Source organism: Pseudorhodoplanes sinuspersici, from assembly GCF_002119765.1.
In the GTDB taxonomy this organism is placed as follows: Bacteria; Pseudomonadota; Alphaproteobacteria; order Rhizobiales; family Xanthobacteraceae; genus Pseudorhodoplanes; species Pseudorhodoplanes sinuspersici.
Genome location: NZ_CP021112.1, coordinates 3,069,660 through 3,093,640, shown reverse-complemented (window position 1 = coordinate 3,093,640; position 23,981 = coordinate 3,069,660). Strand labels below are relative to the sequence as shown.

The window sequence follows — 23,981 nt, the reverse complement described above, 5'->3', positions numbered from 1 at the left end:
CTATTCGTCCTCATTCTCGTCGGCATCATGTGCCGACACATAGAGCCAGCGCCACAGCACGATGGGGATGATCGCGGCGAATACGATCGCCTCCTTCAATGCGCTGGAATAGAACGATCCGAAGGATTCGATCAGGCCGATGATGATCGCGCCGACCGCCGCGAGCGGATAGCTGACGAAGCCGCCAACCACCGAGCCCACAAAGCCTTTCAGACCCACGATCAACCCCGTATCGTAATAGATCGTGGTTGTCGGGCTGATCAAAATGCCGGCGACGGCCGCGATTCCGGCTGCCAGGAAAAAGGCCAGCGCACCTGCTCGCGTCGTCCAGATGCCGACCAGCCGCGCGCCTTCTCGATTGACCGCTGTCGCCCGTAGCGCCTTGCCAGCCAGCGTATATTGAAAAAACAAGAACAGGATCGCTGAAAAGACTGCCGCAGCACCCACGATGAGGATCAATTGCTCCGGGATGCCAAAGTTACCGATCATGACGTCGCCGCGAACGAAAGCCTCCGTCCGAAAACCCTCAGGCCCGAAATACAAGAGTGCCAGGCCAGCGATGGCGAAATGCAAAGCCACTGCCACCATCAGCAGTACCAGCACCGGCGCTGTCGCGATTGGCTGAAACACGATGCGATACAATAGCGGCCCGAGCGGCAGCACGAGCGCGATCGTCAGCAGGATAGAGACCGGCAGCGAAAGATTCTGCGCACCAACGAGGAATGTCAGCGCCACCGGGATTGCAGGAATGATACCCCAATAAAGGAAAGCCTTAGGAATCAATTGCATCTGATTGCGCCGATATAGCGAGGCGGCCTCGACAAGAAAAGCCAGACCGGCGAGTGTCAATACCAGCCACACTGTCCCCGGCATACGCTGCAACTCGAACGAGCCGAGCGTAAGCGCCGAATAGGCGACAAGATCGCCATAAGAGACAAAGATCACGCGCGTGACGTTGAAGATCAGAACGATCCCCAGTGCCATCAGCACATAGATCGCGCCGGTGCCGACGGCGTCCTGAATCAGCAGAAAAAAAATCTCGAACGTCATGCTGCAACCTGCGCCATCGCGCCGGGATCGTCACGAACCCGAGACGTGACGCGCCGTCCCCTCACCTTGGAGTAAAAAATCCAGCCAGCGTGCCGGCGCCGGCTGGATCGCGTTTTCTTCTTAGTTGGAGATCAGCTTCCAGTCGCCGTTCTTGACTTGAACCAGGATCACCGACCTCTCGTCGACACCATAAGATGATCCTTCCGGGAATTGGTAGACACCATTGGTGCCCGCCAGTTCCTTCACCGCCCGCACTTCATCGCGCACCGCCTTTCGAAACTCTGGCGTGCCCGGCTTCGCTTTCTTGAGCGCGCGCGGAATCGCATCCTCGAGCGTCAGCATCCCGTCATAGGCGAAGGCGGCGAAGCTATTCCAGCTTCCCTTGCCGTTGATGTCCTCATATTTTTTGATGAACTCCTCGGACACCTTCTTGATCGGATTGCCGGCAGGCAATTGCTCGTGGGCACCGATCGGACCGGTTACGCCGATCACGTCTTCAACCGACTTGCCACCGACGCGCAGGAAGTCCTTGTTGAAAACGCCAGGCGTTGCATAAACCGGGCCTTTGTAGTTGCGTTCGGCCAGCGCGATGTGCGGTAGCGCACCGGGAGTACCAGACCCACCGACGAGAACCGCATCCGGTTTCGCAGCGATAATCTTCAACACCTGACCGGTGACGCTGGTGTCGGCGCGGGCATAGCGTTCGTTGGTTACAACCTGAATACCCGCCTTTTCGGCCGCTTCTTTCAGTCCATTATATGCGATATCGCCCCATGGGTCGCTGAAACCAATGTAGGCAACCGTCTTCACCTTCCGTCGAACCATGTCCTTCACCAGTGCCGCAGCCCATAGATTTGCTGGTTGTGGCATGGAGATCAGCCATTGATTCTTGTCGGCCGGATGCGCAGCCGGAGCAAGCGCGACCTGTTGGATTTGCTCGCGGGTCGTGATGTTCGCCATCGCCTGTGACGCAGGCGTATTCGAACCACCGATCAGGATATCAACCTTATCGTCGGAGATCAGTTTTTGCGCGTTTCGCACGGCGGTGGACGGATCCGATGCATCGTCCAGAAAAATAAGCTGAATCTTCTCGCCGCCAATTTCCTTTGGCAACAATTCCACGCCTTTGCGGTAAGGAACGCCAAGCGATGCGTTCGGGCCGGTCAATGCCAGCACGACGCCGATCTTGATGTCGGCCTGTGCAGGTCCCGCAACCACCACGAATGCCGCAGCCGATACGAAAGCCATTAGTTTCTTGATTGACATGATGTCCTCCCTGGCTCAATACCTACAAGTATGGATGTGGGATTTTGCGAAGTCAATTCGCTGCGATGCGACACGCTGCACTCTTTTTATAAAGGTGAAGCCCGATGTTTCCGCTTGAATATCCTAAACGCATCGGGTTGATCGGCACCGGCTCGGTGGGCTGCGGCTGGGCTGCGGTCTACGTCGCGCGCGGTTATGACGTCATTGCAAGCGATCCAGCTCTCAACGCCGAAAAGCGCGCGCGTGCCTTCATTGCCGACACCTGGGATGCACTGCACAAGCTTGGCGTGGCGACGGTTGACAGTTTTCCCGACGAAAAATTATCATTCGTAACGACACCGGCCGACGTAGCCTCCTCCGTCGATCTCGTTCATGAGAACGCGCCGGAAAATATCGCACTCAAGCAATCGGTCTACGACGAAATCGAGTCCGCAGCTCCTCCGACGCTTGTGATCGCGTCGAGCACCGGCGGCATCCCGCCGACGCAATTGCAGGCCAGAATGCGGCACCCGGAGCGATTGCTGGTCTGTCACCCTTTCAACCCGCCGCATATCATGCCGCTGGTCGAAATTGTCGGCGGCGAGAAGACAGCACCCGCAATTGTTGATTGGGCGCTTCGATTTTTCGGGGCTCTGGGCAAGAAGCCGATCCGCGTCGACAAAGAGGTGACCGCGTTTCTCACCAATCGCCTTCAATTCGCATTACTGCGTGAGGCAGTGCATTGCGTCGCTGAAGGCATTGCGAGTCCGCAAGCGATTGAGGATGCGATGCGTTACGGCCTTGGTCCCCGCTGGGCTGTTATGGGTGCGCTAACCACTTTTACATTGGCTGGCGGCGCCGGTGGCATGCCACACGTACTGACCATCGCGCCCGAATTGCAGAAATGGATGGATGCTCTTGGCTCTCCCAAACTGACGGCGCCGGACGTTCAGGCAGCGCTGATCAAGGCGGCCGCCGAGATCACTCAGGGCCAATCGCTGGCGGACTTGATGGCTTGGCGTAACGACAAGCTTGCTGACCTCCTTCATGCGGTCAATCCTGGCGACCAGCCCAAGAAACGGAATTAAGGGCGAAAGAGATTCACATGGCACGCCAAGCCGCCAAATCGCACAAGTCCGCCGAGCCGCCGCTTGGGCGTAACGACTGGATCGAAGCCGCAATCACATTACTGGCGGAAGACAATGTCGAGGCTTTGCGAGTGGATACGCTGGCTGAAAAGCTTGGTGTCACAAAGGGCAGCTTCTACTGGCATTTCAAGGGGCGCGAGGATTTACTGTCCGGTGTGCTCGATGCTTGGCGCTTGCGGATGACGAGTGAAGTCCGTGCGCTGATCTTCGATAAGTCGGGGACGCCCTGGGAGAGGCTAGAGCGTCTGTTGCGTATAGCGATTTCCGGCCGTGCAGACGTTCCCGGCGGTCCTTTCGAAATGACATTGCGTGATTGGGCTCGCCGCGACCCTAAGGTGGCGGACGTCGTGCGTGCAGTCGATGCGGAACGCAATGCATTCGCAGTCCAATTATATCGCGAGGCCGGACTGAGCGAGGCCGACGCGCTGGATTATGCGGAAGCCCACATGGCTGTCGTCATCGGCATCCGGATGACATTGGCGGTCAATGATCGGGAGGAGATCAAGCGGCGGCGCCGGATCGCCGGAGCATTGCTACTGCCGCGCGATAAAGCCAACGGCGAGAAACCCTGAACAGCGGAACGGGTGAAATGGGAAGAGATGTCCTTCTCAATGGTGAGTTTGGCGCCACCGCAGCAACCGCCGCTCACACAGCCCGAGCAACACGCTGCTGACGTAACCGATGATGCCGAGCAGAATAACGCCTGCATAAAGATCGGCGGATTGGAATGAGCGTGCGGCAAGAAGGATCGCCTGCCCCAAACCCGGCCGGCTCGCCAGCATTTCGCCAACGACAGCGAGAATCAGTGCGATGGTCAGGCCGACGCGCATGCCGGAAAGAATGTCTGGCATGGCGCTCGGCAAGGCGATTTTCCAGATGACGTCCCAATGTGAAAGACCGAGAACGCGGCTGACCTGATAAAGCCGCGGTTCAACCGCGGCAAAGCCATGCACGGTGGCCAGCAGCATGGGCCATAATGCACCGAAGGCGATCACAGCGAGCACCATTGCATCGGTCAGACCGAGAATGGCGATGGCGACCGGCATCATGGCGGAGGCCGGCAATGGCCGTAAGAATTCCAGCGTCGGCTCGACATAAGCACGCGCCGTCTGCGACACACCGATCATCGCACCGATGACAATACCTGCAAGTGATGCAAGCAACCATCCATAGATCATGCGTTCGATGGTGCCGATTGTCTTTGATCTCAGATCGCCTTCGGTCAGACCATAAACCAAGGCATCGAAGGCTCGCCCGGGCGTGGGCAAGAAGACCGGCGATACGAGCCGCATCTGTGCCACGACTTGCCACAACGCCACGAGCAGCAAGCCGACGCCGAAGCTTGCGAGCAGCCAGCCGATGCGATTGAGCTGTGGCAGCGTGATCATCGCTCGATCCTGACCATGGCAGCGGGACCGAATAGCCGCTTCTGCGACCACAACAGAAGCCGATTGAGCGCCCAGCCGACGATGCCGAGCCAGACCAGCAGCGCCAGCATCAGCTCTGGCCGCAGGGTCTGCTGCGCGAGAATCATGTTGTAGCCGAGCCCCAATGGATTGGCGGCGATCTCGACTGTGACTGCGACGATCAGCGCGATACCGGCAGCGAGGCGGAAGGCGACGAATATCCGCGGTAGCGCCGCTGGCAGCACAATTTTCCTGACACGCGCTCCGATGCCAAAGCCAAGTGCACGCGCCACCTGGAGCAGGCGCGGCTCAACGCCGGCAACGGCGGCTCGTGTCAAAATCACCATTGGCCAGAAGGCAGCGAATGCGACAATTGCAATTTCCATTCGGAACCCAAACCCGAATACCAGCAGGGCAATCGGAATAAGAGCGACCGCCGGAACAGGCCGAAGCGCTTCAATCGAAAATTCCAGCAGCCGGTCGGCGATCGGTGCAAGCCCGAGCAGCACACCAAGCCAAATTCCGAACACCGCACCAATGAAGAGTCCCGCCAAGGACGTCGCAAGGGTTTGCCATGTCGCCTGCAGAATCGTTCCATCGGCCAGCGCGGTCCAAAATGCAGCAACGATCCCTGACGGCGATGCCAGCATGCTGCTTTCCCACCCGGTCGCGCGAGCGGCGGCCTCCGCAACGACGAGGAATCCGACCGGGATCACCAGTCCGCGCCAATCAAACCGATGTGCATTCGCGCTCAATGCTCGACCTCCTTGATCACGTCGAACAATTCACGCCGCAACTTCAGAAATTCAGGACGTTCACGTGTTGTGAGTTGATCGCGCGGACGCGGCAGATCGATCTTGAAGGAGACCTCGAAGCGGCCAGGATTCGGCCGCATCGCAATCACGCGGTCGCCAAGGTAGATGGCTTCCTCCAGATCATGGGTGATGAACAGCACTGTGGCACCGGTGCGGGCCGCAATCGCAAGAACCTCGTCCTGCAAGGTCTGCCGCGTCATGGCGTCGAGTGCGCCGAACGGTTCATCCATCAACAGCACGGCCGGATCCTGTGCGAGACAACGGGCAATCTGCAGCCGTTGCTGCATGCCGCCGGAAAGCTGGTTCGGAAATTTCTCGGCGTGCTCGGACAGACCGATCAGATCCAGCAATTCGGCAATCCGGGTCTCCCGCAAATCCTTCGGATAATTCATGGCTTCAAGGGCCAGCGCGATATTGCCGGACGCGGTCCGCCAGGGAAGCAACGCCTTGCCGTAATCCTGAAAGACGATTGCGATGTCCTGCCGCGGCCCGGTGACCTCCTTGCCCGCATAAGTTACGCGGCCAGCGCTCGGCATCAAAAGACCGGCGGCAAGATTGAGCAGCGAAGTCTTGCCGCAACCGGAAGGGCCAACCACTGATAGAAACTCACCCTTTTGGATCGAGACATCGATGTCAGTCAGGATCGAACGACCGCCGAGCGACAGATCGACCTTCTCGAACGCGATCAGCGCCATAACATCGCTCTCCAGCATAACCGCGCAAGGTAACCCTGTTCCAAATTCAACTCTCACGGCAAAATCAGGTCCGACGGATCGAGCTTCGTCTTGAGCATCTTCTGCTTGTTCATGACGTCGATCCAGAATGCCATTTGAGGTGGAGTTATTTTGGTCGCAACCTTGGGCAAAGTCAGTGTCTTGACGACCGCAGGCGGGAGTTTCAAAGCATTGCCAATCGCCTCGCGAGATTTTTCCGGATTTGCTTCTATGAAAGCGGCCGCTTCTTCGATCGCCGCACGAAACGTCTTGATCGCACCGGGATTTTTCTGCGCCCATTCGCGCGTGGTGACATACATCACCGGCGGCGCGTCATCCGGCAAGGTCGTCACCAGATTCAGGATTTCCTCGCCATCGCTACTCTGCTTGATGCGCGTCAGAAACGGGTCTGCCGTCACAACAGCATCGATCTGACCGGCCTTCAGAAGATCTCCGTGCACGGGGAACATGGCTTCGATGAAATTGACGGACTTCGGATCGACGCCCTGCTCCATCAGCCAGCGCCGCACCATGACGTGCAGAACGGCATTCAGCCCCGGCGCGCCGACACGCTTGCCGACCAAGTCCTTCGCCGTCTTGATACCACTGTCCTTGCGCGCGACAATGCCGATCCCGGTGCCCTTCGGATTGTTCACCGAACCGCCGGCGATGATAATGAGATCGATGCCGTTATCGACCGCCTGAAGGAAGGTCGTTGGTGTCGGCACGCCGATCTGGATCGAATTCGATAGCAAGGCAGCAGGGATGGTCGGGTTGATTGGGATGATTTTGAATTGGCCGTCAATGCCGTGCTTTTTGAAAATGCCTTCTTGCTCGGCCACCATTGCCGTCGCCTGCTCGGCATTGGGCGTTCCCCCAATCAGAATTTGCGCGACTGCCGGCTGAACCGACACAATAGCAAATGTAGCGGCGAATGCCGCAGCGGACAGAATTCGCATTGTCCTCCCCTTCTTTTTCTACTTCTAGCGGCGCTTGTGCGTCGGTATCTTGGCAGGCGTATCCGGATAAAGTGTCGTCAGCGTCAGCGCGAAATGCTTGCAAAGCTGATCGCCGCCCTTCTCTGCATCGCGTGCGATGGCAAGCTCCGCCAAATCCTCATGCTCGGCGCAAAAATCATCCAGAGGTGGAATGGCTTCCAGCATCCGGTGTCGATAACGATAGGTCTGGTCATACAGCGCACTGTGCTGTTCCAGCATGCGACGTGAGCCGCAAGCTGCGATGAGCGCGGTATGAAACGCCTTGTGCACGCGCTCGAAACTGTCGATTTCCTTTCGGAAGACCTCAGGCCCGCGCGCGGCGAAACGCTTGAGCCGGTGCAGGCTCGCCACGATTCCCGCCTCCCATTCATCGCCGCCGCGCTCCATCGAAAGCCGTAGCGCTTCGCTTTCGATCACGCTGCGCATGCGGATGATGTCGGCCAAGTCCTCGCGGCTGACCTGTGCGACGCGAAAACCCTTCTGCCCGATCGCAATGACGAGCCCTTGCGCCACAAGGCGCGATAGCCCTTCCCGGATCGGCGTAGCACCAATCCCGTAACTGTCCGCCAGATCGGAGATGACGAGTTTGGAATCGGGCAGCAATCGCCCTGTCAGGATATCGCGCTGAAGCAGAGCGGCCGAACGCTCCGCCAGCGTCTCCGGAAGAGGCGCTTCCGATCCTGAATATGAAGACTCCGCATCCATGGCCCGCGTTGTCCCTTGCTTTGGACACCACAACCTTATATCGGTATTTCCAGAAAGTATATATATTTTTGGAGATCGTCGATGAAACTCGCGAGCTTTCGCCGGGCGAACGATATACGGGTCGGAATCGTCGGCGATGACGAGCAGTTGTTCGATCTTCAAGCGGCCGCAGAACAGGCCGGAGATGCAGCTTCGTTGTTTGCGTCCATGCAAGCATTGATCGAGAGCGGAGAACGCGGCCTTGATTACGCGCGGCATCTCCAAGCCAGATTTGCTGCAGATCCACGGTTTTCCTGCACACTTAACGACATCGTGCTGTTGCCACCCGTGCCGCGCCCGACGCTCATCCGCGATTTTTCGGTATTCCCTATACATATCCGGCAAGCGCCGGTTGGCATGCAGAAGCTTGCCGCGCGCATCGACGGAAAACCGGCACCCGACATCACGCCTGCGGACCATGTGCCGGCGGTTTATCGCAACCAGCCGATCTACTATCGCGGCAATCACCTCAGCGTCGTCGGTCACGGCGCTACTGTGCGCTGGCCGCGTTACAGCCAGTACATGGACTACGAACTGGAGTTCGGGATTTTCCTCGGCAAAGGCGGCGCCAATATCGCGGCGAAAGATGCGCGCGATCACATTTTCGGATTTTCGATCTTCAACGATTTCTCGGCACGCGATGCGCAGATGACCGAGATGCGGAGCATGCTTGGCCCGGCAAAAGGCAAAGATTTCGATACCGGCAACGCGATCGGACCCTGGATCGTCACGGCAGACGAAATTCCCGACCCTTACAGCCTGCAGATGGCCGCGCGTGTGAACGGCAAGACCTGGTCGCGGGGCGATTCCAGCGGCATGCTGCACTCGTTCGAGGACATGATCGCGTTTGCATCTCGCGACGAGACCTTGTCGCCCGGCGAGTTTTTTGGGTCGGGCACAATGGGTAACGGCTGCGGGCTGGAACAGGACCGCTATCTCGAACACGGCGACGTTGTCGAACTCGAGGTCGAAAAAATCGGCATTCTGCGCAATACGGTCGTTCGTCAGGATCAGTAATCTATTTCGAGTGTCACCATGACCCGTCGTCTCATTGACCTTTCGATCCATCTTGAAAATGACGTGCCGGCGGATCCGCCGCCACTGATGCCCAAAATTGCGTACAAGTCGCACAAGGACACGACGCCCGAGGCCCTGATGTTTTTTCCCGGCATGACAGCCGAGGATTTTCCGGATGGAGCATTCGCCGCCGTCGAGCACATCGAACTGACGACCCATAACGGGACGCACATCGATGCGCCCTGGCACTACGCCGCGACGATGAATCGGGGCGAGCGCGCAATCACGATCGACGAAGTTCCGCTTGAATGGTGCCTGCAGCCCGGCGTGAAGCTGGACTTCCGCCATTTCCCGGACGGTTACCTCGTGCGCGCGGCCGACGTGGAGAACGAACTTGCGCGCATCGGCCATTCTCTCAAACCGCTGGAGATTGTTCTGGTGAACACACGCGCCGGCGGGCAACTCGGACAACCCGATTACATCGATTCCGGATGCGGTATGGGCCGCGAAGCCACCTTGTATTTGCTGGAGCGCGGCATCCGCGTAACCGGCACTGACGCCTGGAGTTGGGATCCGCCATTCTCGCACACGGCGCGGCGCTTCAAGGAAACCGGCGACCCCTCCATTGTATGGGAGGGTCACAAGGCCGGTTTGGAAATCGGTTACTGCCATATCGAGAAACTTCACAATCTCGAGCAACTTCCGCCAGCGGGCTTCACTGTCTCATGTCTACCGATCAAGATCCGCGGCGCATCTGCCGGATGGACTCGCGCGATCGCAATCATCGACGATTGAGTGCCAGCGCTCATGTCGCTTGCTCGATCCGTCATGACGAGTTTCGCGATGCGCCAGCGTAAGTGTCGAGGATGCGGTGCACGAGGTCCGGCTTGCGGGCCCGCGCAATACCGCATTCGGTGGCAATACCGAATTGCGGGACAAATTCCCGCGCGGTTTCGATGCGCTTGATGACGCCGTCGACGCCATCTGCGACATGTACGACACCAAGATAGATTTCAGTTGTCGGATCGAGCTTGAGGTCCTTGAACGGCGCGAAATATTCGCGATCTGTGCGCGCCACCGGCACCGGGAAATGGATATAGGTGATCGGACGCGTTACCGCCTTGGATATGTCGTTCGCCACGTCGACCATGCGGCTCGCGTCCTTTGGCTCGATGAAATGCTTCGCACCGAAATCGCCGTAACAGACATGGATGCCAAGCTCGACATCGGCGGGGACCGGCGCACAGATGCGTTGCATACGCGCCACGATCTCGGCCTGCGATGATCCCTGCCGCGGAAACCAGTCTTGCGGCTGGCCGTCAAGTGCAATCATTTCGTGGCAGAAGTCCCACTGGATGCACAGATGCTCATGCGGAATGGCGTTGCAGAGGGCTTTCACCTCGGCAATCATCGCCTTCTCGTAGGCCTTCTCGATCTCCTGCACATCTTGGGGCGCGCAAAAGGCATAGACGACGCCATAGGGCGTCGGCATACAGACCTGCAACCGCACATGTTCCGGAAGATCGCCGCGTTCCTTTGCGGCCTGCAGATCCTGATAGGACGCCCGCGCTTCGCGTGCATAGCCGAGCTCACCGAAGCTGATCTCGTCCGCCGTTACGCCTTCGGCCAGCACCAGCAGTGGGAATTTCGAGGTGGCACGCACCGCACCCGCCGGATCAGGCCGCAGAAACGGACTCGACCGCAGCAGCGGATACTGGAAGCTCGCCCAAAGCCTGCGCGGGCCGACCTCGCCGTCGGGCACGCGTTTGAGCCGCTGGCCAATCTTCTGGCCGACGGTATGGAAGATTTCATCGACATTATCGAGGCCGATGCTGCCGACGAGATAGACGCTGTCAGGTAGATTTACCGCTGCGGTCATGGCGATCCCTCATCACATGCTGATGTTCTGAAATGAAAGCGGCGGCCTGCATGTCGGCAGACCGCCCAGTCGCAATCACGGGACGATGATGTTCTTGAGATTGACGTCGCCGCGGATCATCCCCTGGGTTTTCATGATCGAAATCCAGGGCTCGATATTGCTGTCACTCAGCTTGGAACCAAACTTTGGAATCGCGACCGCGGCAACCGCGGGTGGCGGCAGCTTGAGAAACTTCGCCACGATCGCCCGCGCTTCGTCCGGGTTGGCGTGCGCGTAGGCCGCGCCCTCTTCGAAGCCTACCCGGTAGGCCTTAATCGCATCCTTGTTTTTCTCTGCCCAGGCTTTCTTGCTGGCAAAAACCGTGATGCTCATGCCCGCTGGCATGTCACGAATGAACATCGACAGCAATTCGCCGGCCTTGGTGCCGATGATGCGCGCCATAAACGGCTGGATTGCCACCACAGCATCGACCGAGCCGGACTTCAGGATACCTTCCATCAGCGGGAATTGGGTCTCGACGAATTCGACTTTTTTCCAGTCGACACCTTTCATGGTGAGCCACTCACGGAACATCACATGCAGAAAGGCGTTTAGCCCCGGCACCCCAACCTTCTTGCCGACGAAATCTGCCGGCGTCTTGATGCCCGATTCTGGACGCACCACGATGCCGAAGTTGCTATCATCCTTGGTCGTCTCGGTGTAGCCAGAGACCGCAACGATATCGAGGCCGCCGTTCACCGCCTGGAGCAACACCGATGCTGTCGGCATGGCGATATCGACTTCGCCGCTCTCCAGCGCCGCAGGATTCTGCGAATTCAGCGGGATTGGCTTGAGCGCGACTTCAATGCCGTGCTTGGCAAAATAGCCCTTTTCCTGCGCCAGAAGAATCGGCGCGAGATCGAAGATCTGCTGGTGACCGAAGGTAATCTTCTTCTGTGCCAGGGCCGGCGAGGCGCCCCAGGCCATCAACGCTGCCGCAACGGCAAGTGCAATAAGTCGTCTCATTTTTTCCTCCCGTGAAATTTGCCGCACAGGTTGATCCCGCGTCGAGCTTTTGCGTCAGTTCAGTTCATGCAGAGGCTGCCTTCTTGCGCGTTGCTGCGACACGACGCGGTTGTGCCGATGCAGCTGCCAATCCCTCAAATGCACCCGTCAGAAACGGCAAGGCATACTCATACGCGCGTTCGAGATCGCGGCTGGAATAGGCCCGCTTCGAAATCACACTCAGCAAATCGTTGGCGGCAAACATGCCGAACATGATCGAAACCAAGTGAACGTAGCCTCGCGCTGCGGCTTCCTTCGTCAAGCGCGGCTCCGCCTCAACCAAGGCGTCAAGGATGATGTCCTGCGTTTCCTTGAAGTGGCGTGTGATGAGGCGCGTCCAGCGTTCCGCCTGACCGGTTTGCGCCAGCAAACGGCCGTAAGCGCGCCAGCCTGGCCCACCCTCCAACATCAGATCGAGATAAGGACGAAGAAAGACGTCCAGCACCTGCCGCAAATCCGGCTTTTCCTTCAAGGCTGCGAAAGCGTCACGACGGCGGCTGTTCAGTTCGTCGGAGCGCCGCGCGATGAGCGCTTCGAACAGCTTTTCCTTGCTCTGAAAATGATAATTGATCAGCCCGAGCGGCACGGAGGCCTTGGCCGCAACATCGCGCATCGAAACGATATCGAAGCTGGCTGCCGCAAAAAGATTTTCCGCCGCATCCAATATCGCTGTTCTGGTGTTGGCGCTGCTGCGCAATTTGCCGTTCCTCATTCCGATCCTATTGACAGACGATTTGTACAGTTGTTCAACTCTAGTGCAAGAGCGTTTTCGATGCGAGCAAAATGTTTTCGTCGTCGACTAGCGCAAGAAGCAAATAATTCTGCACCGCAATAATGCGGGATTCGGGGAGAAAACATTGGGATTCTTCATCGGAACGGATGTCGGCGGCACATTCACCGACCTTTGGGTTTCGGCTGACGATGGCCAAACTCGCGTCTTCAAATCGCCGACAACGCACGACGTGCTCGGCGGCGTGCTCGATGCGATCGCGCTGGCCGCGGAAGCGTATGGGCTCAGTTTCGAGCAATTTTGCGCGAAGATTGATCGCTTCGGTCACGGCACGACCGTCGGCCTGAACGCTTTGCTGACCGGCAACGCGGCGAAGACGGCCGTGCTTACGACCATGGGGTTTGGTGACACGCTGGAGATCGGGCGGCTTAAACGTCAGACATCGGGCATGAACGAGTTGGAGCGCACGGACGCCTATCTCCGCAACCGGATTCCACCGCTGATTCCGCGTGATCTCGTGATCGAAATCGACGAACGCATCGACGTCAAAGGAAACGTCATCAAGGAACTGAATGAGCAGCAAGCCCGCGCCGAGATCCGCAAGCTGAAGGATCGCGGGATCGAAGCCGTTGCAATATGCACGCTTTGGGCGACGCATAATCCCTCGCACGAGCGCTGGCTGCGCGACCTCGTGCTGGAGGAATTACCCAGCGTATTTGTGAGTTGCTCGCACGAAATCTCGCCCGGCGTTGGCGAATATGCGCGCATGTCGACCACCGCCGGCAATGCTGCGCTTGGCCCCCTTGCCGGCCGTTACCTGTCAAGCCTGGAGGCGAAACTGCAAAAGGCCGGCATGAAAGTGCCAGTTCTCATGATGACATGCGCGGGCGGCGTCTTGCCGACGGCGGTACTGAATGACCGCCCCGCTTTCGCATTGTTTTCCGGCCCTGCCGGCGGCGTCATGGGGTCGCGCGCAACCGGCGCGCAGGCCGGCTTCAACAACATCGTTACGATGGATATCGGCGGCACCAGTTTCGATGTCGGCGTCATCGTCTCGGGCAAGCCAATCATGCGATCCGAAATCTCTGTTGCAGGCGCCGATATTCGCGTGCATTCGATCGACGTGGAATCGATCGGTGCCGGCGGCGGCTCCATCGCCTATGTCGAATTCGGCGAATTGCGCGTCGGCCCGCGCAGCGCCGGTGCCAATCCAGGCCCGGCCTGCTACGGTCGCGGCGGCACACGACCGACCGCAACCGATGCCGATCTCGTGCTCGGCGTCCTCGATCCGGACAATTTCATCGGCGGCCGCATGCGCCTTGATGTGGAAGCAGCACACCGCGCGATCGACGAGCATGTTGCAAAGCCGCTCGGTATGAGTGTCATCGAAGCGGCCTGGAGCATCCGTCAGATCCTCGACAGCAAGATGGCCGACCTACTCCGTCGCATGACCATCGAGCGTGGCTACGACCCACGCGACTTCACGCTTTTGGCTAATGGCGGTGCTGGCCCGTCACATGCCTGGGTTCTGGGCGATGAACTCGGGCTCGACAGCTTCATCGTTCCGGCGGCCGCTACAGCAGAATCGGCCTATGGCACCGGCAATTCCGATCTTGGCTTTACCGCAGAGCGCCCAGCTTACGTGCGCGTCTCACCAGGCACCGCACCAAGTGCAGACCAACTCGGGAAAGTGACTGCCGCCCTTGCGTCGGCCACCGACGAAGTCTGCAGAAACCTCTCGCTTGCCGGTCCGAGGGGCGACATCGGAGTCGAACGTTTTGCGGCCATCAAGTTCCGCGGCCAGACCAATTATCTCGATGTCCCGTTCGACGGTGAGACCTTTACGCTCGATACGTTTCGTGCGGTGACAAACACATTTGAGAAACAATACGAAGCCCTGTTCGGCCGCGGCGCAGCTTTTTCCAACGCAGGTTACGAACTCATTTCCGTTCGTGTCGTGGGCAGCGGAGCCCTCCCCCCGCCCGCGCTTGCCACCAAGGGCGAAGCGTTCGAGCCGCGCGGCAGCCGCCCGGTTGTGTTTCGCGACGCGAAAACACCTGTTGCGACCGCGATCTACCGCACGTCCTTCCCGAAGGATGGCGAAACCACGCAGGGCCCCGCGATCATCGAATTTCCCGGCCAGAGCGTGGTCGTACCGCCCGGTGCCAGCGCGACGGCAGACCGCTTCGGCAACATTCATGTGAGGCTCGCATCATGAGCGGCGAGATCAGTGCTGTCACCTTTGAAGTGATCCGTAACCGGCTTGTGGCCATTTCCGAGGAAATGCGGATTGCACTGCAAGCCGTCTCGGGTTCGCCCACAGTGACCGAGGCGTCAGACTTTTTCACCGGATTGTTCCTGCCTGACGGCGCCGTTGTCTCGATGGGATTTCAGGTGTCGTTCCAGGCGCCGGTCTGCGGACAGGTGATCCGGCACATCAATGGCAAACCGCAACTTAAAGTAAAGGATGGCGATATCTTCATCGGCAATGATCCGTATATCGGCGCACTGCACCAGAATGACGTGCAGATGATCGGACCGATCTACGCGGGCGATGAGATCATCGCCTGGGCCGGCGTCGAGGCCCATGAAACTGACGTCGGCGGCATGGACTTCGCCAGTTGGTGTCCAAAGGCCCGTGAAGTGTATCAGGAAGGCATCCGCATTCCTTGCGTGAAGCTGGTCGATCAGGGCGAGATGCGCGAAGACGTACTGGAGATGATCGTCACCGCCTCGCGCCTGCCCGATCAACTCGGCCTCGATATTCGGGCGTTCATCGCGACGGTGAATGTCGCACGCCGCCGCGTGACCGAACTGGTCGACCGCTATAGCGCAAAGACCGTGACAGACGTCATGCGCCGTATGATTACGTCGTCCGAAGTTCGGCTGCGGGCACGCCTGCGCGAATTGCCGGATGGCGTGGCCCGTGCTTCCGATTTTATCGAGCATGACGGCCATCAAAACGTCCTCTACAAGATCGATTGCAAGGCGACGAAAAAAGGCGACAAGCTTACGCTCGATTTCTCAGGCTCGAGCAAGCAGGCGCCCGGCTTCATCAATGCCACGCGCTCCGGTCTCGTCGGCGGCTGTGCCGGCGGCGTGCTGACGACACTCGGGTTCGACATCCAGTGGAACCAGGGCATTCTCGATCCGGTCGAGATCGTTGCGCCGGACGGATTAATCTGTACCGCGCAATTCCCCGCGCCCGTCGGGTCGGCAACCGTCGAAACCATCTGGTCGGTGAGCAACGCGGTCATGGCGGCGCTGAACAAGCTGCTCGCAACCTCGCCGAAATATCGCTATCGCGCGCAATGCATCAGCGATGGCTGCATGGCGACGTTCAATCTCGGAGGCATCAATCAGTATGGCGAACCGTTCGGTCTGCATCTGATGGATCCGCTGGCCGCGGGGTCCGGTGCCTTTGCAACCAAGGACGGCATCGATGCCGGCGGACCCATCACCTCGCCGGTGTCGTGTATCGCCGATGTGGAACGCAATGAGCAGGCCGTGCCGCTGTTTTATCTGCACCGCAAGCTCACGCCCGATACTGGCGGCGCCGGCAAGTTTCGCGGCGGTCTGAGTGCCGAGGTCGCGCTGACGCTCGGTGGCATCGAAAAAGCGATGGCGCTGGTGATGACTCACGGCGCCGAAGTGCCGAACACGGCAGGCCTTGCCGGCGGCTGGCCGGGCTCCACTGTCGTGCAATCGATGGGCCGCGGTGCCATCGAGAATGGCGTTCCGGTCAAGGGCGATTGGGAACGTTTCGGTCCCAAGCCCGGCCTGATGCCGATGACCAATCGCGACGTCTATTCCGTCATCTGGCAAGGTGGCGGGGGCTGGGGCGATCCGCTGGAACGCGAAGCAGGCGCCGTAGCGCACGATGTCGCATCGGGCGCAATCACCGCGGATGCAGCCAAAGAAATTTATGGTGTCATTGTCAGCAACGGCAAGGTGGATGACGCTGCAACCGAAGGACAACGCGAAAAGATCCGCAAGGATCGTGTCGGGCACTTCGACACAGATCCGGCCCGGCGTTCAGCGGCAGCGCCGGTCGCCTCCTTGAGCGAAGGCCTTTTTATCGCGCAGGACGAGCGCGGCATGCACGTCGTCTCGCGCGCTGGCTATATCCTCTCGACCGGCAACACGGCCTGGCGCAAGAGCGCTCAATCCGTCACTTTTGATCGGTTGCCAGATCGCTATCGCATCGATCTGCACGCCGATCTGCGCTGTACGTTACAATATTGCCCGGCGAGCGGCGCTTTACTGGCGGTTGACTTCCATCGCAAGGACGAAAAACCGGTCGACGATCTTCTACTTGATCTAGATTCGATTGCAGCGATGGCGTCATGAGTAAGGTGCCCAACCCATTCCTGACCGCCACCGGCGACGAGCTTCCGACGCAATACGATCGCGCGCCGGAATATGACGGCTTCATTGAGGAGCGTGACGTTCTCGTTCCCATGCGCGACGGTGTGCATCTCTCGATCGATATCTACCGGCCAGATACGACGAAGAAGCTCCCTGCCCTGCTGGCTTTCGCCATCTACAACAAGGACCTGCAAGGGCCGGATATTGCCGATGCGCTGACACCGCAGCCGTCCTGGTCTGCGCTCTGGACCGGATGGCTGGAGGCTGGCGACACGCGGTTTCTGACCTCACGCGGCTATATTCATGTCATCGGTGCGCCGCGCTCCATCGGAAAGTCCGAAGGCGGCGGCTCCCGCGAATTCGATAGCTACGACCTTATCGAGTGGATCGCGAAACAGCCCTGGTGCGATGGCAATGTCGGCATGATCGGCATCTCCGGATTCGGCGCGGAGCAGTTCAATGCCGCCAAGCAGCAACCGCCGTCGCTGAAGGCCATTTTTCCGTTCGACCCGCGCGGTGCATACGGCACGCTCGGCAGCTTCCGTGAGGAATATCCCGGCGGCGTACTGCACCTTTTCCGCTATCTGCTATCGATCAATCTTGTGGCGCACCAGAACAAGGGCCAGCCGGGAGCATTGCCGCCAGAGCGTGAAGCGTTGTGGCAAGAGGCGATGCGCAATCCCGATTTCAAGATCTATCCGCATGTCTACAACATTCTGACACAGAAGGGTCAGCACCTCCCGGCGATTTTTGATTTTCTGATCCATCCTTACGACAGAGAAGAGATCGTCGAACGCGCCGAATCTGACTTCGACAAGATCAAGATTCCCGCTTACACCGGCTCTGGCTGGTATGCCTATGGTTACAAGACGCATCTGAACGGTGCGCAGAACTGGTTTCGCAATATCAAATCACCCAAGAAGCTCGCCTTCGGCGGTCCCTCGCATCTCGAACGGCCCTTCCATTCGCTGCATCGGGAAATCTTGCGCTGGCACGATCACTGGTTGAAAGGCATCGACACCGGCATCATGAACGAGCCGCCGGTGAAGTACTGGACGATGGGCGCAAACGAATGGCGCTATGGCGAAGACTGGCCGCTGCCGGAAACGCAATGGACCAAACTTTATCTTTCGAGCTGGGGCCGTCTTCGCCCCGAGCCATTTCTGCCATCCAGCAATGACGGACGCCTTGCGCCTGACGCCTTCGTGCAGATGCCGATCACGCAAACCAACGACGTGCAGCGCCTGCGCTACGTCAGCGAGCCTTTGCCGCAGGACACGCTGATCGCTGGCCCTATGGTCCTAAATCTTTTCGCGTCGATCGACCAGGACGATACCAACTGGATCATTGTGCTGAGCGATCTCGGCCCCGACGTATCGGTGCGTACAGCACGCGACAGCGAACGCTACGTTCCAGCCGAGCTCCCCGAGCGCGAAATCACGCGTGGCTGGCTGAAGGCATCGATGCGCGAAATCGATCCCAAACGTTCAAAGCCGTGGAAGCCTTGGCACAAGCTTACGCGTGCTGCGAAAAAGCCGGCTATTCCCGGCGAAGTCATGGAATACTCGATAGAGCTGATGGCGGCGGCCAACATGTTCAAGACGGGTCACCGCATCTGCGTCGACATCACATCATTGGATGTCCCGACAGGTGTCGGCGGCGCCACAAATATCGAATATTTTCCTTATCATATTTGTTCCAGCCAAACGACCTTGCACAAGATTTATCACGACGAGCAGCATCCTTCTCACTTGCTCCTTCCGATCATTCCTCAAGCAACGGGCCGCGATGATTGAGTGATACTGCTCTTGCTCTTCTAGGCGTTTCACTCGCTCGGCAATTCCGGACAAGGACGCAACGCAATTTCCCACGCCTCTTCCGGCGAAACGCCAACCATACCGAGCAAATTGACCACGGCATCGTTCATCTGATCGATATCAATTTTGCGATCGCAAACCGCAAGGCTGAACCCAACGATGGCATGCGTGGCCATGCGCCACGCCAGGTCGGGGTCTTCGGTGCGATAGCGACCGGCGTTCACCGCATTGCGGATATCGCGGATCGCATACGGCCCCATCACCCGATACATCGCATCGGCGATGACTTCCGAGCGACGCAGAAGCCACCGCCAGCGATGATCGGTGGTCGCGGCTTTCATCACATTGCGGACGCCGAAGGCATAGACCTGTCCAGGATCATCGAACGTATTGGTCACAGCTTCGATGCGTTGCGCCATCAGGTCCATCACCCGCTCCATCACGCACATCGCCAGATGGTCCTTGGACGCAAAGTAATTGTAGACCGTGCCCGCCCCCACATCGGCAAGTTCGGCGATTTCGGCCATCGTCGCCGCATCGATGCCTTTGCCAGCCATCACCTGATGACCAGCCGCCAACAGCGCCTCGCGATTGCGCCGCTTGCGGCGATCGCTTCGCGTTTCCTGTTCACGAGTGTCGGCAGATCTTATATTCATTTATGAATACTGTTCAATTATTAGAGCCGATTCATCATCACAAATATCATAAACCACCGATTCTAAAGGGCAATATAGATTCTTGCCGACCCCGTTCAATCGTGAATCTAGGTGCAATTTTGCGTGCGATATCAACCCTATAATCAAAGTTGACTGACGTTCACTTTCGGATAACGTTCATCGATACCGCCAGACACGTTTCACAAACAAAAAAAGGCGGAGGGAGGACTACGTGATCAAGAATTTCCCTCAGGATCGTGCGTCCAAACGCAAGATGCTGCTCGATGGCGTTGCGTCGATTGCCGATACACTCAAGGCATCAGGACCAAAGAGTGAAGAACTTGGCACGCTCGCACCTGAAGCCGTCTCGGCATTGCGCGATGCCGGCATGTTCCGGCTCAAGCTGTGTGCCGAGATGGGCGGCGCCGAAGCCGATCCAGTCACCGAAATGCTGGTGCTTGAGAATCTCGCCTACAACGATCTGACCAGTGGCTGGTGTACGATGGTCGGCGCAACCGCCATCGCATCTCTGGGCACTTTCCTCACGCCAAGCGCCCTCGCCAAGGTTTTCCAGAACGGATCGATTCCCACTGCATCGATCTCATTCTTTCCTGCCGGACGCGCGAAGCGCGAGGGCAACGGCTATCGCCTCAGCGGCAGGTGGCGATTCAACAGTGGCATCCGCCATGCCGAATGGGTGGTTGGCGGCACGGTTATCGAAGATGCCGAGCCCGGCCAGCCGCCTGTGATGTTCTCCGCAATCCCCGCAAAAGATGTGACACTCTACGACAACTGGGGTGGCGTCACGGGTCTGCGCGGCACCGGCTCCTGCGATTGCTCGGTCGAGAATTATTTTCTGCCGGAAGATCAGGGCTTCGTGTGGGATCTCCTGAAGCCAGCGCCGGTGCGTGGCGGCGCTTCCTACCTGCTTCCGCCATTCGCCTATGTGGCGAAGGAGCATGGCAGCGTCGCCATCGGCGGCGCACGGCGCGCACTTGACGAACTGATCACCATCGCCACGACCACCAGAGGCACGTTCCGCGCCTCCAAACTCGATGAGCGCCAGGTGGTTCATCGGTTCATCGCCGAGGCAGACCTCAAACTGCGCTCGGCGCGCGCGCTGATGCACGAACGCTATGAGGCGCTTTATGAGAAGGTGAATGCCGGCCACTTACCCGATGGTGCAGACATCGCGGATGTGCGGGCCATCTGCGTTTATGCAACAGACGCCGCCATCTCCGTTGCCACCATGGCTTATCATTTCGCCGGAAATACAGGCCTCCATCATCCTAACGTGATAGGACGTCTGTTGCGCGATCTAAACACGGCCGGCATCCATCAGGTCATGAGTGACACGGCTTATGAAAATCACGGCAAGTTTCGGTTGGGTCTGCCGGCTGATCCGTTGGCCTGATGACGTCGAGCAATTCGGTGTGCGCGGTCTCATCCAGCACCGGTCCATTTTACGAAAGGGCGCATGTCAAGACGCCTGCATCATACAAATAAACAGGAGGGAGCATGTCAGAATACGAAAGCAGAAAGAGCGGACTCTCACGCCGTCATATGATTCAAGCCGGTATCGGGGCAGTTGCTGCGCCAGCGGTTCTCAACATCATTCCGGTCAATGCGCAGAGCCGGGTGATCAAAATCGGGCATGTGAATCCGCGGACGGGGCCTTTGGCCGGGTTCGGCGAAGCCGACACCTTCATCATCGAACAGGTCAAAGGCGTCATTGGCAAGGGGATACAAAGCGGCGGCAAGACCTATCCGGTCGAAATCATCTCGCGTGACAGCCAGTCGACCTCGACGCGCGCTGCTGATGTCGCCTCCGAACTGATCCTGCGAGACAAGGTCGATATCCTGCTTGGCGCATCTGCACCTGACACAACCAACCCAGTGGCCGATCAGGCCGAAGTCAACGAAGTGCCGTGCATCACGACAAACTGTCCGTGGCAGCCTTACTTCTTCGGTCGCAAAGGCGATCCGAAAAAAGGTTTCACATGGACCTATCATTTCTTCTGGGGGCTGGAAGACGTGATCGGCGCATTTCTCTCCCTGTGGGATTCGGCGCCAACGAACAAAGTGGTCGGCGGACTATTTCCGAACGATGCCGACGGCAATGCCTGGGGTGACAAGGAACTGGGTCTTCCGCCTGCATTGGCGAAGGCCGGATACAAGCTATTCGACCCCGGCCGCTACCAGGTGATGAACAATGACTTCTCGTCGCAAATCGCCGCCTTCAAGGCGCAAGGCGCCGAGATCGTTACCGGCAATATGATCCCGCCGGACTTCGCAACATTCTGGTCGCAGGCCGCGCAACAGGACTTCAAGCCAAAGATCGTCACCATCGGCAAGGCGTTGCTGTTCCCGTCGGTGATCAATTCGCTCGGTGCGCGCGGCAACGGCCTGACCACGGAAATCTGGTGGACGCCGAACCACCCGTTCAAATCCGGCCTCACCGGACAGAGCACGAAAGAATTGACAGACGCCTATATGAAGGCCACCAGCCGGCCGTGGTCGCAACCGATTGGCTTCCAACACGCCTTGTTCGAAGTAGCCGTCGACGTGCTCAAGCGCTCCAAAACACTGGAGCCGAAAGCCATTCTCGATTCCATTGTCGCCACCAACTATCAATCGATCGTCGGCAAAGTGAACTGGGACGGCAAGCCGGTGAAGAATGTGAGCAAGACACCGCTCGTCGCCGGCCAGTGGCAGCGCAAGAACGACGCCTTCAATCTTGTCATCACCACCAACAAACCAGCGCCGGAAATTCCGGTCGGTGGGAAGCTGGAGCTGCTGGGCTAGTCATTGTCTTTCCGGGGCGCCCGTCAAGCCGAAGGCGACGGCGGGCGAACCCGGAATCCATAACCATAATCGGGAGTATGGATTCCGGCCCTCGCTTTGCTCGGTCGGAATGGCGGAGAAAAATGATCCTTACCCTCGACTCCATCTCCAAACGCTTCGGCGCCATCGTCATTGCAAACGGCGTCGATCTGGCCGTGGGCGACGGCGAGGCGCTCGGCATTCTGGGACCGAATGGTGCCGGCAAGACCACGTTATTTGGCATCATCGCTGGCACGATCTCACCCGATTCCGGGCGTGTTATCTTTCAAGGTGAGGACATCACGCATCTGCCGCCCGACAAGCGCTGCCGCAAAGGCATCGCACGTGCCTTCCAGGTACCGCAGCCGTTCGGCGGAATGACGGTGTTCGAAAATCTCGTCGTCGCCGCAGCCTTCGGTCAAGACAAAAGCGAACGTGACGTCTGTGCGACGAGCGTCGAGATCATCGAGCGCTGCGGTCTGGCCAGCAAAATCAACCGTCTGGCAGGCACCCTCACCCTGCTCGATCGCAAGCGACTGGAACTTGCGCGTGCGCTTGCAACCGAACCGAAACTTCTGCTGCTCGATGAGGTCGCAGGCGGGCTTACGGAACAGGAATGCCACGCGCTGGTGGCGCTGATCAGTGATATCCGGACGTCCGGCCTGACGATCGTCTGGATCGAGCATGTGGTTCACGCGCTGACAGCCGTCGTCGATCGCGTTGTCGTGCTGCATGGCGGCGCCTTCATCGCCCAAGGCGATCCGCAAAGCGTGATCCGCTCGCCGCAAGTGGCGGAGATCTATATGGGGATTCCGGTCGATGTCTGACGCGCCGATCCTCGAACTGCGTAGGCTCGATGCCCATTATGGGGACTTCCAGGCGCTTTTCTCGGTCTCGATGACAATCGCGCGCGGTAGCATCGTGTCCATTGTCGGCGCCAATGGAGCCGGCAAAAGCACGTTGCTAAAGACCATTGCGGGATTGATGCCGACACGCGAGGACGCTGTCCTGTTCGACGGTCAGCCGATCGGATCCGAGCCTGCCTTCAAGGTCGCAGCGCGTGGCATTGCGCTCGTGCCGGAAGGACGCAAGCTGTTTCCTTCATTGTCGGTCGAGGAAAATCTGATGATCGGCGGGCAGACAAAGCGTCCCGGAAACTGGACCTTATCGCGCATCTACGATCTCTTCCCGATCCTTGGCGAACGCCGGCGCGCCCCCGCAACCTCGCTCTCTGGCGGACAGCAGCAAATGGCCGCGATCGGCCGGGCATTGATGTCCAATCCGCAAATTCTTCTTTGCGACGAAATCAGCCTTGGGCTTGCACCGATTGTTATCCGAGACATTTATGCGCGTCTTCCCGATATCGCTGCTGGCGGATTATCGGTCGTCATCGTGGAACAGGACGTGATGCAGGCGATGAGGGCCGCGAACCACATCTATTGCTTGCAGGAAGGCCGCGTCACGTTAAACGCTCCGACCGGTTCATTGAGCCGCGATGAGGTCACCGCCGCATATTTTGGAGTCTGAT

General features: G+C 58.7%; 22 protein-coding genes. 11 read left to right on the top strand and 11 right to left on the bottom strand.

The window, feature by feature from the left end; translation table 11 throughout:
* Both CAK95_RS14950 and CAK95_RS14945 read right to left on the bottom strand, forming a co-directional pair.
* Entirely contained in the window at positions 1 to 1,050 is a 1,050-nt protein-coding gene (locus tag CAK95_RS14950; protein ID WP_086088621.1) for a branched-chain amino acid ABC transporter permease, read from the bottom strand.
* Between the two features lie 120 nt (positions 1,051 to 1,170).
* Positions 1,171 to 2,316: an ABC transporter substrate-binding protein gene (locus CAK95_RS14945; RefSeq protein ID WP_086088620.1), complete on the bottom strand. Its 1,146-nt coding sequence runs from the start codon at positions 2,314 to 2,316 to the stop codon at positions 1,171 to 1,173.
* Between the two features lie 104 nt (positions 2,317 to 2,420).
* On the opposite strand from CAK95_RS14945, the gene CAK95_RS14940 reads away from it, so the two are divergent.
* Together CAK95_RS14940 and CAK95_RS14935 are read left to right on the top strand one after the other, a co-directional pair.
* A complete protein-coding gene (locus CAK95_RS14940; protein WP_086088619.1) occupies positions 2,421 to 3,383 on the top strand; it encodes a 3-hydroxyacyl-CoA dehydrogenase NAD-binding domain-containing protein in 963 nt (320 codons plus the stop codon).
* 17 nt (positions 3,384 to 3,400) lie between these two features.
* A complete protein-coding gene (locus tag CAK95_RS14935; RefSeq protein ID WP_086088618.1) occupies positions 3,401 to 4,015 on the top strand; it encodes a TetR/AcrR family transcriptional regulator in 615 nt (204 codons plus the stop codon).
* A 36-nt stretch (positions 4,016 to 4,051) separates the two neighbouring features.
* Here CAK95_RS14935 and CAK95_RS14930 read toward each other — a convergent pair whose 3' ends face one another.
* The 5 genes from CAK95_RS14930 to CAK95_RS14910 are packed head-to-tail and all read right to left on the bottom strand — an operon-like array spanning position 4,052 to position 8,080.
* Positions 4,052 to 4,831: an ABC transporter permease gene (locus CAK95_RS14930; protein ID WP_086088617.1), complete on the bottom strand. Its 780-nt coding sequence runs from the start codon at positions 4,829 to 4,831 to the stop codon at positions 4,052 to 4,054.
* On the bottom strand, positions 4,828 to 5,604 hold the full coding sequence (locus tag CAK95_RS14925; protein WP_245303409.1) for an ABC transporter permease: 777 nt from the start codon (positions 5,602 to 5,604) through the stop codon (positions 4,828 to 4,830). Before CAK95_RS14925 ends, CAK95_RS14930 begins: the two co-directional genes overlap by 4 nt.
* A complete protein-coding gene (locus CAK95_RS14920; protein ID WP_086091432.1) occupies positions 5,601 to 6,359 on the bottom strand; it encodes an ABC transporter ATP-binding protein in 759 nt (252 codons plus the stop codon). The genes CAK95_RS14925 and CAK95_RS14920 overlap by 4 nt, the downstream gene beginning before the upstream one ends.
* 53 nt (positions 6,360 to 6,412) lie before the next feature.
* Positions 6,413 to 7,336, bottom strand: a complete 924-nt coding sequence (locus CAK95_RS14915) for an ABC transporter substrate-binding protein (RefSeq protein WP_086088616.1) — start codon at positions 7,334 to 7,336, stop codon at positions 6,413 to 6,415.
* Positions 7,337 to 7,360: 24 nt separating this feature from the next.
* A complete protein-coding gene (locus CAK95_RS14910) occupies positions 7,361 to 8,080 on the bottom strand; it encodes a GntR family transcriptional regulator (protein WP_086088615.1) in 720 nt (239 codons plus the stop codon).
* A gap of 81 nt (positions 8,081 to 8,161) precedes the next feature.
* On the opposite strand from CAK95_RS14910, the gene CAK95_RS14905 reads away from it, so the two are divergent.
* Positions 8,162 to 9,136 carry a fumarylacetoacetate hydrolase family protein gene (locus tag CAK95_RS14905; protein WP_086088614.1) on the top strand — a complete coding sequence of 325 codons (975 nt, stop codon included), beginning with the start codon at positions 8,162 to 8,164 and terminating at the stop codon, positions 9,134 to 9,136.
* Between the two features lie 18 nt (positions 9,137 to 9,154).
* Positions 9,155 to 9,931, top strand: a complete 777-nt coding sequence (locus CAK95_RS14900) for a cyclase family protein (protein WP_086088613.1) — start codon at positions 9,155 to 9,157, stop codon at positions 9,929 to 9,931.
* 31 nt (positions 9,932 to 9,962) lie between these two features.
* Here CAK95_RS14900 and CAK95_RS14895 read toward each other — a convergent pair whose 3' ends face one another.
* From CAK95_RS14895 to CAK95_RS14885, 3 genes are all read right to left on the bottom strand, one after another.
* Positions 9,963 to 11,015: a uroporphyrinogen decarboxylase/cobalamine-independent methonine synthase family protein gene (locus tag CAK95_RS14895; RefSeq protein ID WP_086088612.1), complete on the bottom strand. Its 1,053-nt coding sequence runs from the start codon at positions 11,013 to 11,015 to the stop codon at positions 9,963 to 9,965.
* Between the two features lie 75 nt (positions 11,016 to 11,090).
* On the bottom strand, positions 11,091 to 12,020 hold the full coding sequence (locus CAK95_RS14890; RefSeq protein WP_086088611.1) for an ABC transporter substrate-binding protein: 930 nt from the start codon (positions 12,018 to 12,020) through the stop codon (positions 11,091 to 11,093).
* 64 nt (positions 12,021 to 12,084) lie between these two features.
* On the bottom strand, positions 12,085 to 12,771 hold the full coding sequence (locus CAK95_RS14885; RefSeq protein WP_086088610.1) for a TetR/AcrR family transcriptional regulator: 687 nt from the start codon (positions 12,769 to 12,771) through the stop codon (positions 12,085 to 12,087).
* Between the two features lie 145 nt (positions 12,772 to 12,916).
* On the opposite strand from CAK95_RS14885, the gene CAK95_RS14880 reads away from it, so the two are divergent.
* Genes CAK95_RS14880 through CAK95_RS14870 form a run of 3 tightly spaced genes read left to right on the top strand, consistent with a single transcriptional unit; the run spans position 12,917 to position 18,953 of the window.
* Positions 12,917 to 15,007: a hydantoinase/oxoprolinase family protein gene (locus tag CAK95_RS14880; protein ID WP_198343722.1), complete on the top strand. Its 2,091-nt coding sequence runs from the start codon at positions 12,917 to 12,919 to the stop codon at positions 15,005 to 15,007.
* On the top strand, positions 15,004 to 17,139 hold the full coding sequence (locus CAK95_RS14875; RefSeq protein WP_086088608.1) for a hydantoinase B/oxoprolinase family protein: 2,136 nt from the start codon (positions 15,004 to 15,006) through the stop codon (positions 17,137 to 17,139). The genes CAK95_RS14880 and CAK95_RS14875 overlap by 4 nt, the downstream gene beginning before the upstream one ends.
* Entirely contained in the window at positions 17,136 to 18,953 is a 1,818-nt protein-coding gene (locus CAK95_RS14870) for a CocE/NonD family hydrolase (protein WP_086088607.1), read from the top strand. The genes CAK95_RS14875 and CAK95_RS14870 overlap by 4 nt, the downstream gene beginning before the upstream one ends.
* A gap of 29 nt (positions 18,954 to 18,982) precedes the next feature.
* Here the strand turns inward: CAK95_RS14870 and CAK95_RS14865 are convergent, their stop codons facing one another.
* The gene (locus CAK95_RS14865; protein WP_086088606.1) at positions 18,983 to 19,630 is read right to left on the bottom strand and encodes a TetR/AcrR family transcriptional regulator; all 648 of its coding nucleotides are present in this window, start codon (positions 19,628 to 19,630) and stop codon (positions 18,983 to 18,985) included.
* Positions 19,631 to 19,862: 232 nt separating this feature from the next.
* Here CAK95_RS14865 and CAK95_RS14860 point away from each other — a divergent pair, with 232 nt between their 5' ends.
* The 4 genes from CAK95_RS14860 to CAK95_RS14845 all read left to right on the top strand — a co-directional run bounded on the left by CAK95_RS14860 (position 19,863) and on the right by CAK95_RS14845 (position 23,980).
* Positions 19,863 to 21,044, top strand: coding sequence for an acyl-CoA dehydrogenase family protein (locus CAK95_RS14860; protein ID WP_086088605.1), 1,182 nt, complete (start codon positions 19,863 to 19,865; stop codon positions 21,042 to 21,044).
* 104 nt (positions 21,045 to 21,148) lie between these two features.
* On the top strand, positions 21,149 to 22,435 hold the full coding sequence (locus tag CAK95_RS14855) for an ABC transporter substrate-binding protein (protein ID WP_086088604.1): 1,287 nt from the start codon (positions 21,149 to 21,151) through the stop codon (positions 22,433 to 22,435).
* A 122-nt stretch (positions 22,436 to 22,557) separates the two neighbouring features.
* Positions 22,558 to 23,280: an ABC transporter ATP-binding protein gene (locus CAK95_RS14850; protein ID WP_183044350.1), complete on the top strand. Its 723-nt coding sequence runs from the start codon at positions 22,558 to 22,560 to the stop codon at positions 23,278 to 23,280.
* Complete coding sequence (locus tag CAK95_RS14845; RefSeq protein WP_086088602.1) at positions 23,273 to 23,980, top strand: ABC transporter ATP-binding protein; 708 nt, start codon at positions 23,273 to 23,275, stop codon at positions 23,978 to 23,980. The genes CAK95_RS14850 and CAK95_RS14845 overlap by 8 nt, the downstream gene beginning before the upstream one ends.
* Position 23,981 lies beyond the last annotated feature (1 nt).

What these genes read in the sequence shown, in the direction of transcription:
- CAK95_RS14950 (WP_086088621.1), bottom strand. Translation starts at nt 1,050, where the DNA reads ATGACGTTCGAGATTTTTTTTCTGCTGATTCAGGACGCCGTCGGCACC.
- CAK95_RS14945 (WP_086088620.1), bottom strand. Translation starts at nt 2,316, where the DNA reads ATGTCAATCAAGAAACTAATGGCTTTCGTATCGGCTGCGGCATTCGTG.
- CAK95_RS14940 (WP_086088619.1), top strand. Translation starts at nt 2,421, where the DNA reads ATGTTTCCGCTTGAATATCCTAAACGCATCGGGTTGATCGGCACCGGC.
- CAK95_RS14935 (WP_086088618.1), top strand. Translation starts at nt 3,401, where the DNA reads ATGGCACGCCAAGCCGCCAAATCGCACAAGTCCGCCGAGCCGCCGCTT.
- CAK95_RS14930 (WP_086088617.1), bottom strand. Translation starts at nt 4,831, where the DNA reads ATGATCACGCTGCCACAGCTCAATCGCATCGGCTGGCTGCTCGCAAGC.
- CAK95_RS14920 (WP_086091432.1), bottom strand. Translation starts at nt 6,359, where the DNA reads ATGGCGCTGATCGCGTTCGAGAAGGTCGATCTGTCGCTCGGCGGTCGT.
- CAK95_RS14915 (WP_086088616.1), bottom strand. Translation starts at nt 7,336, where the DNA reads ATGCGAATTCTGTCCGCTGCGGCATTCGCCGCTACATTTGCTATTGTG.
- CAK95_RS14910 (WP_086088615.1), bottom strand. Translation starts at nt 8,080, where the DNA reads ATGGATGCGGAGTCTTCATATTCAGGATCGGAAGCGCCTCTTCCGGAG.
- CAK95_RS14905 (WP_086088614.1), top strand. Translation starts at nt 8,162, where the DNA reads ATGAAACTCGCGAGCTTTCGCCGGGCGAACGATATACGGGTCGGAATC.
- CAK95_RS14900 (WP_086088613.1), top strand. Translation starts at nt 9,155, where the DNA reads ATGACCCGTCGTCTCATTGACCTTTCGATCCATCTTGAAAATGACGTG.
- CAK95_RS14895 (WP_086088612.1), bottom strand. Translation starts at nt 11,015, where the DNA reads ATGACCGCAGCGGTAAATCTACCTGACAGCGTCTATCTCGTCGGCAGC.
- CAK95_RS14890 (WP_086088611.1), bottom strand. Translation starts at nt 12,020, where the DNA reads ATGAGACGACTTATTGCACTTGCCGTTGCGGCAGCGTTGATGGCCTGG.
- CAK95_RS14885 (WP_086088610.1), bottom strand. Translation starts at nt 12,771, where the DNA reads ATGAGGAACGGCAAATTGCGCAGCAGCGCCAACACCAGAACAGCGATA.
- CAK95_RS14875 (WP_086088608.1), top strand. Translation starts at nt 15,004, where the DNA reads ATGAGCGGCGAGATCAGTGCTGTCACCTTTGAAGTGATCCGTAACCGG.
- CAK95_RS14870 (WP_086088607.1), top strand. Translation starts at nt 17,136, where the DNA reads ATGAGTAAGGTGCCCAACCCATTCCTGACCGCCACCGGCGACGAGCTT.
- CAK95_RS14865 (WP_086088606.1), bottom strand. Translation starts at nt 19,630, where the DNA reads ATGAATATAAGATCTGCCGACACTCGTGAACAGGAAACGCGAAGCGAT.
- CAK95_RS14855 (WP_086088604.1), top strand. Translation starts at nt 21,149, where the DNA reads ATGTCAGAATACGAAAGCAGAAAGAGCGGACTCTCACGCCGTCATATG.
- CAK95_RS14850 (WP_183044350.1), top strand. Translation starts at nt 22,558, where the DNA reads ATGATCCTTACCCTCGACTCCATCTCCAAACGCTTCGGCGCCATCGTC.
- CAK95_RS14845 (WP_086088602.1), top strand. Translation starts at nt 23,273, where the DNA reads ATGTCTGACGCGCCGATCCTCGAACTGCGTAGGCTCGATGCCCATTAT.